This window comes from Pasteurella canis, assembly GCF_900454865.1.
Taxonomy (GTDB): domain Bacteria; phylum Pseudomonadota; class Gammaproteobacteria; order Enterobacterales; family Pasteurellaceae; genus Pasteurella; species Pasteurella canis.
The window spans coordinates 1,010,431-1,024,705 of sequence record NZ_UGTV01000015.1; the positions used below are offsets into that span (position 1 = coordinate 1,010,431).

Annotated in this window: 15 protein-coding genes; 10 read left to right on the plus strand and 5 right to left on the minus strand. The window is 34.8% G+C overall.

Annotated elements, in window-relative coordinates:
* The first annotated feature begins 92 nt into the window (after positions 1-92).
* The 4 genes from DYE19_RS05360 to DYE19_RS05375 are packed head-to-tail and all read left to right on the plus strand — an operon-like array spanning position 93 to position 3,571.
* Positions 93-974: a metal ABC transporter substrate-binding protein gene (locus tag DYE19_RS05360; RefSeq protein WP_115322877.1), complete on the plus strand. Its 882-nt coding sequence runs from the start codon at positions 93-95 to the stop codon at positions 972-974.
* Positions 974-1,867 carry an ATP-binding cassette domain-containing protein gene (locus tag DYE19_RS05365; RefSeq protein ID WP_049215887.1) on the plus strand — a complete coding sequence of 298 codons (894 nt, stop codon included), beginning with the start codon at positions 974-976 and terminating at the stop codon, positions 1,865-1,867. Before DYE19_RS05360 ends, DYE19_RS05365 begins: the two co-directional genes overlap by 1 nt.
* Positions 1,867-2,736, plus strand: coding sequence for a metal ABC transporter permease (locus DYE19_RS05370; protein ID WP_049215889.1), 870 nt, complete (start codon positions 1,867-1,869; stop codon positions 2,734-2,736). Before DYE19_RS05365 ends, DYE19_RS05370 begins: the two co-directional genes overlap by 1 nt.
* On the plus strand, positions 2,729-3,571 hold the full coding sequence (locus DYE19_RS05375; RefSeq protein ID WP_115322878.1) for a metal ABC transporter permease: 843 nt from the start codon (positions 2,729-2,731) through the stop codon (positions 3,569-3,571). The genes DYE19_RS05370 and DYE19_RS05375 overlap by 8 nt, the downstream gene beginning before the upstream one ends.
* A gap of 1 nt (position 3,572) precedes the next feature.
* Here the strand turns inward: DYE19_RS05375 and DYE19_RS05380 are convergent, their stop codons facing one another.
* Complete coding sequence (locus DYE19_RS05380) at positions 3,573-3,845, minus strand: acylphosphatase (RefSeq protein WP_115322879.1); 273 nt, start codon at positions 3,843-3,845, stop codon at positions 3,573-3,575.
* A 176-nt stretch (positions 3,846-4,021) separates the two neighbouring features.
* On the opposite strand from DYE19_RS05380, the gene DYE19_RS05385 reads away from it, so the two are divergent.
* The 5 genes from DYE19_RS05385 to yccS all read left to right on the plus strand — a co-directional run bounded on the left by DYE19_RS05385 (position 4,022) and on the right by yccS (position 9,062).
* Positions 4,022-4,678: a curli polymerization inhibitor CsgI-related protein gene (locus DYE19_RS05385; RefSeq protein WP_115322880.1), complete on the plus strand. Its 657-nt coding sequence runs from the start codon at positions 4,022-4,024 to the stop codon at positions 4,676-4,678.
* 64 nt (positions 4,679-4,742) lie between these two features.
* Positions 4,743-5,201 (plus strand): methylglyoxal synthase, encoded by a 459-nt coding sequence (gene mgsA, locus DYE19_RS05390; RefSeq protein WP_115322881.1) that lies wholly within the window; start codon positions 4,743-4,745, stop codon positions 5,199-5,201.
* A 359-nt stretch (positions 5,202-5,560) separates the two neighbouring features.
* On the plus strand, positions 5,561-6,265 hold the full coding sequence (locus DYE19_RS05395) for a putative outer membrane beta-barrel protein (protein WP_115322882.1): 705 nt from the start codon (positions 5,561-5,563) through the stop codon (positions 6,263-6,265).
* A 188-nt stretch (positions 6,266-6,453) separates the two neighbouring features.
* Entirely contained in the window at positions 6,454-6,906 is a 453-nt protein-coding gene (locus DYE19_RS05400) for a YccF domain-containing protein (protein ID WP_115322883.1), read from the plus strand.
* 14 nt (positions 6,907-6,920) lie between these two features.
* Positions 6,921-9,062: a YccS family putative transporter gene (yccS, locus tag DYE19_RS05405; protein WP_115322884.1), complete on the plus strand. Its 2,142-nt coding sequence runs from the start codon at positions 6,921-6,923 to the stop codon at positions 9,060-9,062.
* On the opposite strand, the gene smrB is transcribed toward yccS, so the two are convergent.
* A complete protein-coding gene (smrB, locus tag DYE19_RS05410) occupies positions 9,048-9,554 on the minus strand; it encodes an endonuclease SmrB (RefSeq protein ID WP_115322885.1) in 507 nt (168 codons plus the stop codon). The two genes, yccS and smrB, sit on opposite strands and share 15 nt — an antisense overlap.
* 123 nt (positions 9,555-9,677) lie before the next feature.
* Between smrB and prmB the strand changes: the two genes are divergently transcribed.
* Entirely contained in the window at positions 9,678-10,619 is a 942-nt protein-coding gene (prmB, locus tag DYE19_RS05415) for a 50S ribosomal protein L3 N(5)-glutamine methyltransferase (RefSeq protein WP_115322886.1), read from the plus strand.
* Positions 10,620-10,723: 104 nt separating this feature from the next.
* Here prmB and DYE19_RS05420 read toward each other — a convergent pair whose 3' ends face one another.
* The 3 genes from DYE19_RS05420 to DYE19_RS05430 form a co-directional block, all read right to left on the minus strand.
* Positions 10,724-11,761: a porin gene (locus tag DYE19_RS05420; RefSeq protein ID WP_115322887.1), complete on the minus strand. Its 1,038-nt coding sequence runs from the start codon at positions 11,759-11,761 to the stop codon at positions 10,724-10,726.
* Between the two features lie 169 nt (positions 11,762-11,930).
* Positions 11,931-12,983 carry a porin gene (locus DYE19_RS05425; protein WP_115322888.1) on the minus strand — a complete coding sequence of 351 codons (1,053 nt, stop codon included), beginning with the start codon at positions 12,981-12,983 and terminating at the stop codon, positions 11,931-11,933.
* A gap of 171 nt (positions 12,984-13,154) precedes the next feature.
* Positions 13,155-14,168 (minus strand): porin, encoded by a 1,014-nt coding sequence (locus DYE19_RS05430; RefSeq protein WP_115322889.1) that lies wholly within the window; start codon positions 14,166-14,168, stop codon positions 13,155-13,157.
* Positions 14,169-14,275 lie beyond the last annotated feature (107 nt).

The following is a 14,275-nucleotide window of genomic DNA, read 5'->3' on the forward strand; positions in this document are numbered from 1 at the left end:
GCACTTGATAATCATTTTTATTTACAGCTCAATATTTTAGGAATAGAATACACTGGCGACTTTATTAACTAACAACATAAGGAGAAAATGATATGCGTCGCTTAGCTGTTCTTTTAAGTGCAATTTTGCTTGGAGTGTCTAGCTCTCCAGCTTTTGCGAAATTCAAAGTAGTAACTACATTTACTGTGATTCAAGATATCGCTCAAAACGTTGCTGGCGATGCTGCTGTTGTTGAATCAATTACAAAACCTGGTGCAGAAATCCATGATTATGAACCGACACCAAAAGACATTGTAAAAGCTCAAAATGCTGATCTTGTCCTATGGAATGGTTTAAATCTTGAACGTTGGTTTGAAAAATTTTTTCAAAATGTTAAAGATAAGCCAGCTGTGATTGTCACCAAAGGCATTACACCAATTTCAATCTATGAAGGTCCATATAAAGATGCACCAAACCCGCATGCTTGGATGTCAACATCAAATGCATTAATTTATATTGAAAACATTAAAAATGCACTTGTGAAATATGACCCTCAACACGCTGAAATCTATATAAAAAATGCAGAAAATTATGCAAATAAGATTAAGCAACTAGACCAACCTTTGCGTGAAAAATTATCAAAAATTCCTGATAGCCAACGTTGGTTGGTCACTAGTGAAGGGGCATTTAGTTACTTAGCAAAAGATTATGGATTACAAGAAGCTTACTTATGGCCGATTAATGCAGAAGAACAAGGCACACCACAACAAGTTCGCCAAGTCATTGAAACTGTACGTAAAAACAATATCCCTGTTGTCTTTAGTGAAAGTACTATTTCTGATAAACCAGCAAAACAAGTGGCAAAAGAAACTGGCGCAAAATATGGTGGTGTATTATATGTAGATTCACTTTCAACTACTAAAGGTCCTGTACCAACATATATTGATTTATTAAATACTACTGTTTCGACTATTGTTAAAGGATTTGAAAAATAATGCCCTCACCTACTATTGCCTCAATTTCAGTAAATGATGTCACTGTACGTTATAATAATGGACACCTTGCGATTTATGATATGACATTTCATTTAGAAGGCGGAACAACTTGTGCTTTAGTGGGTGTAAATGGTAGTGGAAAATCGACTCTTTTTAAGAGTCTTATGGGATTGGTTAAACCACAACAAGGTACAATAACACTGTGTGGTTTACCAATTTCATCAGCTCTCAAACAAAATCTCGTTTCTTATGTGCCTCAATCTGAAGATGTTGATTGGCAATTCCCCGTTTCAGTTTATGATGTCATTATGATGGGACGTTACGGTTATATGAATTTTTTGCGTATCCCAAGTGAAATCGATAAACAAAAAGTCCAACAAGCTATGCAAAGAGTAAGTATTGAGCATCTTGCTGATCGACAAATCGGAGAGCTTTCTGGGGGACAAAAAAAACGTGTATTTTTAGCACGAGCACTTGCTCAACAAAGTAAAATAATCCTTTTAGATGAACCTTTTACGGGTGTAGACGTAAAAACAGAAAATGCCATTATGGATCTACTCGACCAACTACGCCTTGAAGGTCATCTTATCCTTATTTCGACACATAACTTAGGAACAGTTCCCGATTTTTGTGACCAAGTTGTGATGATTAACCGAACAGTGCTTGCAACAGGAAAAACAGAAACAACCTTTACACAAAAAAATCTTGAATTGGTTTTCGGTGGTGTATTGCGCCACATAAAACTATTAGGTAAAGATATTCATGATGATGAAGACAGCCGTTCTGTGACGGTACTAAGTGATGATGAATTACCTGCTGTATTTTATGGTGAAACGAAAAACGATCCACCTGCCCCCATCACTAAAAATCCAGAACCAAAAGGTGATAAATAATGTGGGATTTATTGCTTGAACCATTTCAATATAATTATATGATGAAAGCAATTATATTATCTGCTGCTGTAGGTGGTATCTGTGCGTTTTTATCTTCTTACTTAATGTTAAAGGGCTGGTCCTTAATTGGCGATGCACTCTCACATTCTGTCGTACCAGGCGTAGCTATCGCTTATGCTCTTTCATTACCTTATGCACTAGGTGCTTTTTTTTCTGGGATATTAGCAGCATTGTCCATTCTCTGGATCAAGTCAATTACTAAATTACGCGAAGATGCCGTCATTGGTTTTATTTTTACAACATTTTTTGCATTAGGCCTCTTAATCATCTCTCTTAATCCTACTTCAATTAATGTTCAAGATATTATCTTAGGTAATATTCTAGGTATCGCAGATGAAGATATCAATCAAGTTGCTATTATTATTACTATTACATTAGGTCTATTACTCATTTTTTGGAAAGATCTATTACTGGTTTTTTTCGATGAAACTCACGCGACTTCTGTTGGCTTATCACCATTACGCTATAAAGTGCTTTTCTTTACATTATTAAGTGCTTGTGTGGTTGCGGCATTACAAACTGTCGGTGCTATTTTAGTTATAGCAATGGTCATTACACCAGGTGCAACTGCCTACTTACTTACAGATCGTTTTCAAACACTTGCTATCATTGCAGTTATTTTAGGTGTAAGTACTAGTGCACTTGGTGTTTATATTAGCTATTTCTTAGATGGTGCGACAGGAGGTCTCATTGTTTGCTTCCAGACAGTGATTTTTTTACTCGCTTTTTTCTTTTCACCCAAATATGGTGTGTTAAAACCTAAAAGTGAGGTTAAAAACTCTGTAAAAATGGAGAGAGAAAATGTCTGATATCATTCAATGGCTTACAGAGCCTTTCTCTTATCCATTCATGCAAAATGCATTATTGACAGCATTAATTGTTGCCATAATTTGTGCCGTACTGTCTTGCTATCTTGTACTAAAAGGTTGGTCATTAATGGGAGATGCGATCTCTCATGCAGTCTTACCAGGTATTGTTATTGCCTTCCTATTAGGTCTTCCTCTATCTATGGGGGCATTTGGAGCAGGTATTTTTTGCGCACTAAGTGTAGGATATTTAAAAGAAAATAGCCGAATCAAAGAAGATACTGTAATGGGAATCGTATTTTCAGGTATGTTTGCCTTTGGTATTGTCTTATTTACGAAAGTCGAAACTGAACAACATCTTTCTCATATTTTATTTGGTAATTTACTTGGGGTAAGTTCAACAGAATTACTGCATACCTTTATTATTTCAACGCTTATTTTCACCACTTTAATGGTAAAACGTCGTGACTTTTTACTCTATTGTTTCGACCCAAGTCATACAAGAGTTGCTGGACTTTCACCCAAAATTTTACATTATGGACTACTTATTTTATTAGCATTAACAATTATAACTGCAATGCAAGTTGTGGGGGTGATTCTAGTAGTTGCGATGCTAATTTCACCTGGGATCACTGCTTTTATTTTAAGTAAACGTTTTGATCGAATGCTCATTATCGCAATATCCATGTCAGTCACAACTAGTATACTCGGCACTATTATTAGTTATCATATTGATGCTGCAACAGGGCCTTGCATTATTTTATTACAAGCTGTTTGCTTTATGCTTGCTTTAATCTATCAAAAACTAAAGCTACGTACTCTCAAAAAAATGAAGTAAATTAATAGCGTAATGAAAAATCTTGAAACTCACTGTCTGTTATATAATCTTGTTCAGATACATATTCCACTCGTGCTGTTTTAGGACCTTGTTTTAGCCAGTGATATAACTGTTTGAGCTGTTGTTCTGAACCGAATGCAACGACTTCAACACTTCCATCTTGGCGATTACACACATAGCCTTTAACACCTATTTTAACAGCTTCTCGCCAAGTAAAATAACGGAAGCCAACCCCTTGCACAATACCATACACAAAAAATTGCTTTTTCAACATGATATATCCTCATAAGACCTGTTACTAAAAGTTTTAACAACATCACATTTTTTTCAATAAAAATAGATTTTGCTATTTTAATTTACACAAATATCGAATAGCATACACTTTAGCACTTTCCTGAATAAAGTGTGTCAATTTAAAAATTCTTTTTCTTTAATAAGATAGGAGCAAATATGAAATTCCGTTTCGCTGCATTAGCAACCGCAGCTCTATTAACTAGTACAGCGAGCTTTGCAGGTGTCGTAACAAGTTCATCCAATATTGATTTCCTTGCTGTTGATGGCCAAAAACCGGGTAAATCACTTTTAAAAGAGACTCGTTCTTTTAATATTAGTGATACACAAACCCATCAAGTTGTTGTTCGAGTTTCTGAAATTATACGTTCTGGTTCTGACCGTACATTATTTGAATCTGATCCTATCGTTGTGACTTTCCAAGGTACAGCTGATGATGTTATTATTTCAGCACCTCGTTTAGAAACTGAAAGAGATGCAAATACATTCAAAAAAGCTCCTAGAATCACAGTAAAAACAGTTTCTGGTTCAGAGATTGCAACCAAACAAGAATATCTTAAACAAGAAGGCTTCCTGCCTGGTGTTAACCTAGTAGAAAATCTGTCCGAATATAACTCATCAAATGCACCAGCAGCAGTTGCCGCTTTGGCGAGTACAACTATGCCAGCCGCTATTCCTGGCTTCGGAAAAGCACAAAAGGGTAAAATTACAGTTCAAGGTGAAAATGTTGCAGAGCAAATGCTGCAATATTGGTATCAACAAGCAGATAAAGAAACTCAAAAGCGTTTCTTAAATTGGGCTAAAAATCAAAAATAATCAACAATACTGTCCGAAAGTGAGCTTTTAGCTCACTTTTTCTTTACTTAGCTTAGGAGATATCATGCAAAGTATTTATCGCACATTACCAGTGCAAAAACATATTGCACTTGTAGCCCATGATCATTGTAAGCAAGATCTTATAAATTGGTGTAAAACTCACCGCAATTTATTGTCACAACATACGTTATATGCTACAGGTACAACGGGTAATCTCATCCATGATGAAACTAAATTAGATATTGAAAGTTTACTCAGTGGTCCGATGGGAGGTGATCAACAATTAGGTGGTTTAATCGCAGAAAAGAAAATTGACTTACTTATTTTCTTTTGGGATCCAATGAATGCCGTACCACATGATCCTGATGTCAAGGCACTTATGCGTATTGCAACGGTCTGGAATATTCCTGTTGCCATGAATATGGCAACGGCTGATTTCCTAGTAACATCGCCAAGCTTTAATCAAATTACAGAAGTCCGAATTCCCGACTATGATGGCTATTTAAAAGCACGTTTAAAATAAACAAAAACGACGTTATGTTTATTTAAATCAAGAGCAGAAAATAGTATTAGCTTGTAATCAATTCATTTTATCAGATGATCAAGTAATATATTCACTGCTCTGGATTTCAATTTTATCTACTTAAATGCTTTTCCACATTGAAGTAATCCTCTCCCCCAAGAATCCTAATAAAATATTACTATGCTGATTAATTCAACGATATCAAATCAGAACAAAAAGACTATACTGAAGTAGTATTGAACATATTTTATAAACAATTTGCTTTACTCTTAATCATCTCATAATTAAAATAAAAAGCTGCAGAGTTATCTGCTTAAAATCATTATTTAATTTTTTATTACTACACATGGAACGTTATTATGAAAAATCAAACATTACTTTTAATAACTTTATCGCTTGCTTCTGTTTTTGCTACAGCTCAAACCAACCAAATTAATTTTTATGGCAAAGCAGGAGTTGACTTAACCTCTCGTTTTGAAACAATGAAAATACAAGCAGAGAATGGTTCTGAATTTCCTGCCGCTGCTGGCACAAAGAAAAATACATTTTCGCCAAGTATTTTCTTAGAAACAACATACAATGTTTTGCCTCAAACAGAGATTGGTCTTGGGATCGGTTATATCAAACGCAATGGTTTTCATTATTCAGGTACTTTTGAAGAAAGAGTCGGAACTCTTGATAAAGAGACATATAAAATAAACCGTTACTCTTCTCTCCCTCTCTATTTCATTCTTAAACAAAATTACGTATTGAGTCCAAATACAAAATTTTATTTTAAAAGTGATTTAGGTTATGCACTGAATAAAACAAAAAGTACTTGGTATACCAGCTATACAGATGATAGAAAAACATTTGAGCATCCTATTCATTTTAAAACTAAAGATGGTCTCTATGCGGGTTTAGGCGTTGGAATTGAATATAAATTCTTATTAGCTGAACTTGGATATTACCATACGAACTCGGCTCTCACTTATCAATCTAATCATCGTCAACAAAAACCTAAAGATTTTCATAATTCATATAATAATGATGCGTTACGTTTATCTGTTGGTTTTAAATTCTAAATATCACATACTTGACACTTCAAAGCCGTCTATAGACGGTTTTTTTCTATTTAGATAAATAAAATTGACAATATAATGACTCAAAGAGCGGTCTGTTTTTGTAAAATTTTATTTAATCATTATAATGTAGCCCAATATCAAATAAATAATATTACGCTATTTTTATTATACTTGGAGGGTAAACTACAATGGCATTAATTTTAAATATTCTTAATTTTGTACTCGGTGGTTTTGCCACAACTTTAGGCTGGTTACTTGCTACAGTGGTCAGTGCTATTCTTATTATTACTTTGCCTTATACAAGAAGCTGCTGGGAAATTAGTAAAATGTCATTAATGCCTTTCGGTAATGACATTATTCATGTGAAATACCTCGAGCCTACTAGTACAGTAGGAAATTCCTTAGGCACTATCTTAAATATCTTCTGGTTTATCTTTTTCGGCTGGTGGCTTTGTTTATTCCATATTTTTTCAGGTATTGCACAATGCTTAACTATTATCGGTATTCCTGTTGGACTCGCTAATTTTAAATTAGCAGGTATTGCCTTATTACCAGTTGGACAACGCGTAGTATCAAAAGAAGTTGCTGAGATCGCAAGAAAACAAGCTGCACAGCAACATTACAATAACCATTATAAATAATCGAAAGAAATAGAATGAATAATTGGCTGAATGCAAAAGTCATTGCCACAATCCCTATTTTCATCGCGGTTAATATTGCGGCTTGTGCTATTTGGTTACTCGATATCTCACAACAAAGCATGCCGTTGATTTTAGGGATTATTGCAGGTGGCTTAGTTGATCTTGATAACCGCTTAACGGGTCGATTAAAAAATGTATTCTATACACTTATTGCATTTTCTATTTCCTCACTTGTTGTTCAAATTAGTATTGGTAATAGCGTTCAATTTACATTATTAATGACTGTAATTACCTTTCTCTTTACTATGGTAGGCGCCATTGGTCAACGCTATAGCACAATTGCATTTGGTACCCTAGTCATCGCATTATACACAACTTTATCTTACCTACCTGATACAGTTTGGTTTATCAATCCAATTATGATTTTATGTGGTACATTGCTCTATAGCATAACTACATTAATTGTTCATTTATTTTTTCCGAACCGCCCAGTACAAGAAAGTATGGCGAAATCCTTTATTGCCTTAGGCGAATACTTAGAGGCCAAAGCGCGATTCTTCGATCCTGATGATATAGAATGGTTAGGTCATAAAGAAGTCAATTTAGCTATGAAAGATAGTGCATTAATTGATGCATTCAACTCGGCTCGCACAGCATTATTTTATCGTATCCGTGGACAACACAGACATAGCCGAACGACGAAAATGATTCGTTACTATTTTGCTGCACAAGATATTCATGAGCGGGCCAATTCCAGCCTGTTCAACTATCAAGCTATTGCAGAGCAACTCAAAAATACAGATCTTATCTTTCGAATCCAACGTTTGTTTGAATTGCAAGCACAAGCCTGTCGTGAAATTGGTTTGAGCTTACAGCAAAATAAAAAATATAATTACAATAATAAAGTTGAAAAAGCGATTTTAGGGCTCAATCAATCCTTTGATCTTTATGCACAAGCTCATCCTGAAAATGAACCTCTTTTACTGAATCTAAAAACATTAATCGAAAATTTACAAGCTGTAGAATGGCAATTAAGTCATTTAGATCAAGAGTCTCAGCAAAATGAGCACTCTGGTACAGCACAAATTCATACTGAACAAATACGTGGGCTCAGTAATATCCTGTATGCAATTAAAAGCCATTGCCATTTTAATTCGCAATTATTCCGTCATGCTGTCCGCTTATCTATTGTAGTATTCACTTCGTGTACTATTGTCGAATTTTTTCAACTTGATAGAGGTTATTGGATCTTATTGACATCAGTTTTTGTTTGCCAACCAAATTACTCTGCAACCAAAATGCGCTTGAGACAACGCATAATTGGTACTATTTTAGGTGTCATCATCGGTTCATTATTACCTTATATTAATCCCACTCTTGAATTACAGCTGGGGCTTATCGTCGCAACCAGCACTTTATTTTTCTTTTTCCGAAGTAATAACTACAGTTTTTCAACTTTTTTTATCACGTTGCAAGTTTTAATTAGTTTTGATGTCATGGGATTTGATCTTCATGAAGCTATGTATTCTCGTGTGTTAGATACATTGATTGGTGCTGCAATTGCGTGGTTTGCAGTCTCTTACTTATGGCCAGATTGGAAATATCTCCAGCTCGATAAAGTCAGTCGGCAAGCAATTAAGAGTAATGCTAAATATCTCCTTTATATCATTAGTCAATTACAATTTGGTAAAGGAGATAATCTGAAATATAGAATTGTTCGCCGTAATGCTCATGAGAATGCGACTGCATTAAGCACTATAATATCGAATATGAATAATGAACCACAAAAATATCAGGCTCATTTGCAAAAAGGATTCGAGTTGCTTAAGGTAAACTATTCGCTACTAAGCTACATTTCTGCATTAGGGGCATACCGCAGCAATATGAAAAAGTTACAACAAAATACTGAGTTTCTTTCTGGATTTTATCCAGTAGCTAAAAAAATCATCTATGTATTAGAGCATATTGATAGATTAAGACCAGATATCTTCGCTAAACTGCAGGAAAAAATAAAAGAAGACTTAGCAAAAGCTAATATAGAGCAATGTGAATATTTACTACAACCCCAATTTAGTGTGCCAATCCAACAACTCAATATGATTAGTCAAATATTGCCATTACTCTATACTATACTTCAACAATTAGACATCGAGTAAGATTAAAATTGCCGCATCCCCCCCCCACTCTTTGGGGGCTTGGTGTAGTGCTTTCACCTTGGGATGTTGCACTAACCAACGAGGAATCTGGCGCTTTAATATGTACGAACCATAACCAGTCATGACACTCGCACAATAAATATGCTCCTTTTCACAAGCTTGGATTAAACTCGCTAATTCTAGTTTAGCTTGTTCACGTGTTAAACCATGTAAATCCAAAAACAATTCAGGTGAGAAATCACCTCGGCGAAGCTGTTTTAATAAATGGGAATCTTCCCCTTCTCGCAAATATTTCACCGCTCTTTCTTCATTTAGTAATGGTTCATATTCATCAGAAAAATAAAATAAAGTGTCCTCTTGCTCTCGAATTTGTCTTAGTGGTGATTTTTTGATTCTTTTGTTCTGACGAGGCGCTACAAAAGTATCTTGTTTTAACGTTTTGACCCCTTGAGTTGCTATACGAAATAGCGCAATATCTTCTGGTTTTAGCATATTCACCTCGACCTAATTTTTCAAATTCCGTTATGATAGCATATTATTATTGAGCTTGATTTCCCAAATTTCATTGAATATGGTATAACTAAGTCACTTTTCTCTTTTAGCTATAGACATACTATGACATATAATCAAGATCTCATTGAAACCATTATTTCTGATCAAGTACATAATGAATTACATTCTATCCAAGACTTCTTACGCTGGACTTACAGTACATTTAATCGTGCAGATATTTATTATGGTCATGGCTATGATAATGCTTGGGATGAGGCATTACAGCTAGTTTTTGCTACACTTGATCTACCTATCGACTTTCCTCCAGAATTCTATGCAGCGAATTTAACTCGTACAGAAAAAGAAGTATTATTACGTTCAGTCATTCAGCGTATTGAAAAACGGATTCCTGTTGCCTATCTGACTAAGCAAGCTTGGTTTTGTGGTCTAAATTTCTATATTGATGAGCGTGTTATTATTCCTCGTTCACCAATTAGTGCTCTTATTCAAACAGGTTTTGCTGGTTTATTAAAAACAGAACCGAAACGCATTTTAGACATGTGTACTGGCAGTGGCTGCATCGCTATCGCTTGTGCAGAGCAATTCCCAGAATCAGAAGTAGATGCGGTAGATCTTTCTGCTGATGCATTAAGTGTCGCAGAAATTAATATAGAACGCCACAATATGTTAAATCGCGTTTATCCAATACAATCCGACTTGTTTAATGATTTACCTAAAGATCAGTATGATCTCATTGTAAGTAATCCACCTTACGTTGATATCGAAGACTTGGCTGATATGCCAGAAGAATTTCAACATGAACCAGAAATTGCGTTAGGTTCAGGAGTAGATGGACTCAATATCACTAAACGTATTCTCGCTGCTGCACCTGATTATTTAACTGATGATGGTATTCTAGTGTGTGAGGTAGGTAACAGTATGGTGCATCTTATTGAACAATATCCACAAATCGCATTTAATTGGCTTGAACTCAAAAATGGTGGGCTAGGTGTTTTTGCAATCACTAAAGGCGAGTTGGTTAAACACAATGCTTTATTTCAATAAGTATTAAAAGTGCGGTATCTTTTTACAAAATTTTAGAAAGAGTATATCTAAACAAAAAAGACCGATTATTAAATCGGTCTTTTTTTTATTTACAATGTAAAAGATTAGAAGAATACGCGTAAACCAACGCCGTACTTATTATCTCTCTCTTTATTGATTGGATAAGCATTATCCTGTCTACGAACATTTGCATATTCAATGTAAGTCAGTACATTCTTATGGAATTGGTAATCCACTCCAGCTAAATAGACATTTTCTGTCATTTTATTATTTGATGCAGATATATCTTGGTTACGTTGCCACTGTAAATAAACTTTTGATGGCTCCATCACTTGATACTTAGCGCCAACTAAAATATGTTTTGATTTAGAATTAAAAGTATCCAAAACTTTTAAATGTGTCTGACCATATTCTGCTGCAAGTGCTGCTGGTCCGTAAGCAACTTCAGTAGCGACACGCCATGAGGTAGTTTTCATTGAAGTACCTGTCGGTCGATGTGCAGATGCATTATCTTGAGTTTCTACTGAGTAGCCAGCATTCAAATTAAATACTAAGTCTTGCATTAACTCACGATTATAAAATACAGCTACGCCATAACCATATTTATAATCCGTAAATGGTGATAATTTTTTCTTTTTCTCTGCTTCACCAAATAAGTAATCAGCACCAAAACTGAAGCCATGCCATTCTGTAGAGCGGAATTTGATCGATTTTTTAGCATCTTCAGGCAAATTATTATTACCACCAAATGTATAAGCATAATCACCTAATTGAACATCATCACCATTTGTTGTTTGTTGACCAAAAGTTAATGTACCAATAGGATCATATGAAAAACCAGCATAAAGCTTGTTTGTACTTGGATTGCCAAAGCTTTGTGATGAATCTGCGTCTTCATCAAAACGAATTTCTAAGCCACCTAATGCAGATAAGCCGTTTTCTAAATGATGACTGACTTTAACTTCTAAACGTGAATCATCATTACGTAGATCACCACGTTGCTTATCACCAAATTTACCTAAAACAAGGCGAACTGAGCCACCTACTTCAACTTTCGTACCATCTTGTTCATAAACTGTCGCTGCGTTTACTGAAGTTGCAGCAAGCGTGGTGATTACTAGTGCAATTAACGTTTTTTTCATACTACTGTTCCTTTTCAGAAATCTTTATTAACTAAGCTAGATCTAAAAAAATCTACCTACATCAACTTCGTATACTGTTGATTTGGGCTATACTGGCAAAGAAATAAACAGATGTCAAATAAAAAGCTGATGAAAATTCATCAGCTTTATCACAGTATAAAACTAAATATTAGAAGAAGACACGTAAACCTACACCAACTTTTTTATCTTTTACTATTGGATCTAAAGCATCTTGTGGTTTGAATTTAAAAGTACCACCTTCTAGATAAGCTAATACATTTTTATGTAATTGATAGTCTACACCCATGATATAAGCACGTAAACGAACTGTTCTTTCATTAGTGGAAACAGCTTTTCCCCAAATAGCATCAGCATAAATTTTCGATTGTGGAATAAATTGATATTTCAATCCTAATTCAATTTCTCTAATTCGTTTAAATACATCATCTTTCTGATTACCAGATGGATGTTTTTGATCACGCCATGTCATTGTTGCAAAGTTACCACTCTTCGCTCGTGAATAATCTACTGCAATAGCAAATTGCTTATAAGACAATTCCCCTCCAGCAGTCCAAGTTCTTTCATTTACAGCTAACATGGAATTACCAATTTTTTTGCTACTGTATCCAACTGCCAGCCCTATTCCAAAATCACCTATTGTATTATTGTAAAGGGCACCGAATACATAACCGTAGTTATTAATATTTTTCTCTCCTGTTATTTCTCGTTTATTTGGAGATTCGTCAAATATATAATCTGCGCCAAAACGGAAACCGTTAAAATCTGCTGATTTAAAATGAATAACCTTATCACCACTGGTGATCAGTTGGTTAACGCCACCTAAATCATAAGTATAATCAGAAAGTCCAATATCATCTCCAATAGTCAACTGTTTACCAAATGTTAAAGTACCTACTTTTTCATAATCAAATCCAGCAAATAAACGCGCTACTTTCATTTGATCGCCAATACCTACATCACTAAAACGAAGTTGAGCTTGAGCTAGTGCATTTAAACCATGAGCTAAGTTATGTTGGGCATTAAAAGTAACACGTGATCCAGTGTCTTTTAAATCTGTACGCTTATCGGTTTCTTTTTGTAAAAGTAAACGAACAGATCCACTTACATCGACTGTTGTACCATCTTGATTGAATACAGTTGCTGCATTTGCTGAAGCTGTAGCCAATGCTGACACTATTAATGCAATATTTGCTTTTTTCATAATAACTTCCTTTTAGAATTCTCAGTTATTCAAAGGTTCAGACACTATTCAACGACAACAGTTACAATCTTAAAGTATTGTAACTGTTATATTTACATATCATTACAAAATAAAATTTATTTAATAAAAAGCCAGTGAAGTTCACTGGCTTTTAATATTAATAATCTTAAATTAGAAGTGTACGCGTAAACCTACACCAACTACATTATCTTTAGTTGTCACGCCTGCTTCGTCTTTCTTACGTTCCCAACCACCTTCAACAAAAGTTTCTACTTGTTTATGTAGTTTATAACCAGCACCTAAGATGACTGCACGAGTTTTAACATAATCGTTACTTGTGCCATCTTTTGCCCAAATCAAGTCAGTATATACTTTTGCTTTTTCATTAATATCGTAGTTCATACCTAACTCAAGAGCACGTTTTTTACCTTCAACATTTGTTACTTTAGATTGAGCATAATCTAAACCAACTGAAAGAGCGGCATATGAAAGCTCAGTACCTACCATAAATGCTTTTTCTTTTTCATCTTTTTTAGCTGGAGGTTGAGTTTGAACGTCTACTTGAACATATTTTTGACTATAACCAGCGTGTAATTTGAAACCTACATCGCCCATTGCTCTTTCATAGAAACCAGCGACAACGAAACCACGATCTTTACGTGTTGCATCTTTATTCGCATCACCAGAAAGCACATAAGCACCACCAAAAGTGAAGCCATTAAAATCAGCAGACTTAAAGTTAATCGCTTTCTCACCGCTTGAAAGAAGATTATTTATACCACCTAAATTGTAAGTATAATCAGATACACCAACATCATCACCGATAGTCAATTGATTACCAAATGTTAATGTACCTACTGATTCATATTTAAAACCAGCGTAAAGACGTTTTAAGTGTACATTATTACCAATTTTTTCTTGATCTTCAGGTTTTGCTTTTTTACTAAAACGAAGTTCAGTATAAGCTAAAGCGCTTAAACCTTCACCTAAATCATGGCTTGCTCTAAAAGAAACACGAGAACCATTATCTGCTAAATCGCCACGCATATCTTTAGCTTTAGTAAGAAGTAAACGAACTGAACCATTCACATCCACTTTAGTACCATCTTGATTGTAAACTGTTGCTGCGTTTGCTGATGTTGCAGCGACAGCTGCTACTGCTAATGCTACGATTGTCTTTTTCATAAAATCACTACCTTGTTGTTGGAGTTTTATAACTTAACTAAGTGATAAATCACTTAATCAACCTAAAATCGACATTGAAACTATCACTAGTCTCATAATTTTTGCAA

Bases quoted from the DNA above. Each gene is read 5' to 3' on its own strand.
- mgsA (WP_115322881.1), top strand. From the start codon at position 4,743: ATGCAAAGTATTTATCGCACATTACCAGTGCAAAAACATATTGCACTT.
- DYE19_RS05375 (WP_115322878.1), top strand. From the start codon at position 2,729: ATGTCTGATATCATTCAATGGCTTACAGAGCCTTTCTCTTATCCATTC.
- DYE19_RS05380 (WP_115322879.1), bottom strand. From the start codon at position 3,845: ATGTTGAAAAAGCAATTTTTTGTGTATGGTATTGTGCAAGGGGTTGGC.
- prmB (WP_115322886.1), top strand. From the start codon at position 9,678: ATGACATATAATCAAGATCTCATTGAAACCATTATTTCTGATCAAGTA.
- DYE19_RS05360 (WP_115322877.1), top strand. From the start codon at position 93: ATGCGTCGCTTAGCTGTTCTTTTAAGTGCAATTTTGCTTGGAGTGTCT.
- DYE19_RS05365 (WP_049215887.1), top strand. From the start codon at position 974: ATGCCCTCACCTACTATTGCCTCAATTTCAGTAAATGATGTCACTGTA.
- DYE19_RS05425 (WP_115322888.1), bottom strand. From the start codon at position 12,983: ATGAAAAAAGCAAATATTGCATTAATAGTGTCAGCATTGGCTACAGCT.
- DYE19_RS05400 (WP_115322883.1), top strand. From the start codon at position 6,454: ATGGCATTAATTTTAAATATTCTTAATTTTGTACTCGGTGGTTTTGCC.
- yccS (WP_115322884.1), top strand. From the start codon at position 6,921: ATGAATAATTGGCTGAATGCAAAAGTCATTGCCACAATCCCTATTTTC.
- smrB (WP_115322885.1), bottom strand. From the start codon at position 9,554: ATGCTAAAACCAGAAGATATTGCGCTATTTCGTATAGCAACTCAAGGG.
- DYE19_RS05385 (WP_115322880.1), top strand. From the start codon at position 4,022: ATGAAATTCCGTTTCGCTGCATTAGCAACCGCAGCTCTATTAACTAGT.
- DYE19_RS05430 (WP_115322889.1), bottom strand. From the start codon at position 14,168: ATGAAAAAGACAATCGTAGCATTAGCAGTAGCAGCTGTCGCTGCAACA.
- DYE19_RS05420 (WP_115322887.1), bottom strand. From the start codon at position 11,761: ATGAAAAAAACGTTAATTGCACTAGTAATCACCACGCTTGCTGCAACT.
- DYE19_RS05395 (WP_115322882.1), top strand. From the start codon at position 5,561: ATGAAAAATCAAACATTACTTTTAATAACTTTATCGCTTGCTTCTGTT.
- DYE19_RS05370 (WP_049215889.1), top strand. From the start codon at position 1,867: ATGTGGGATTTATTGCTTGAACCATTTCAATATAATTATATGATGAAA.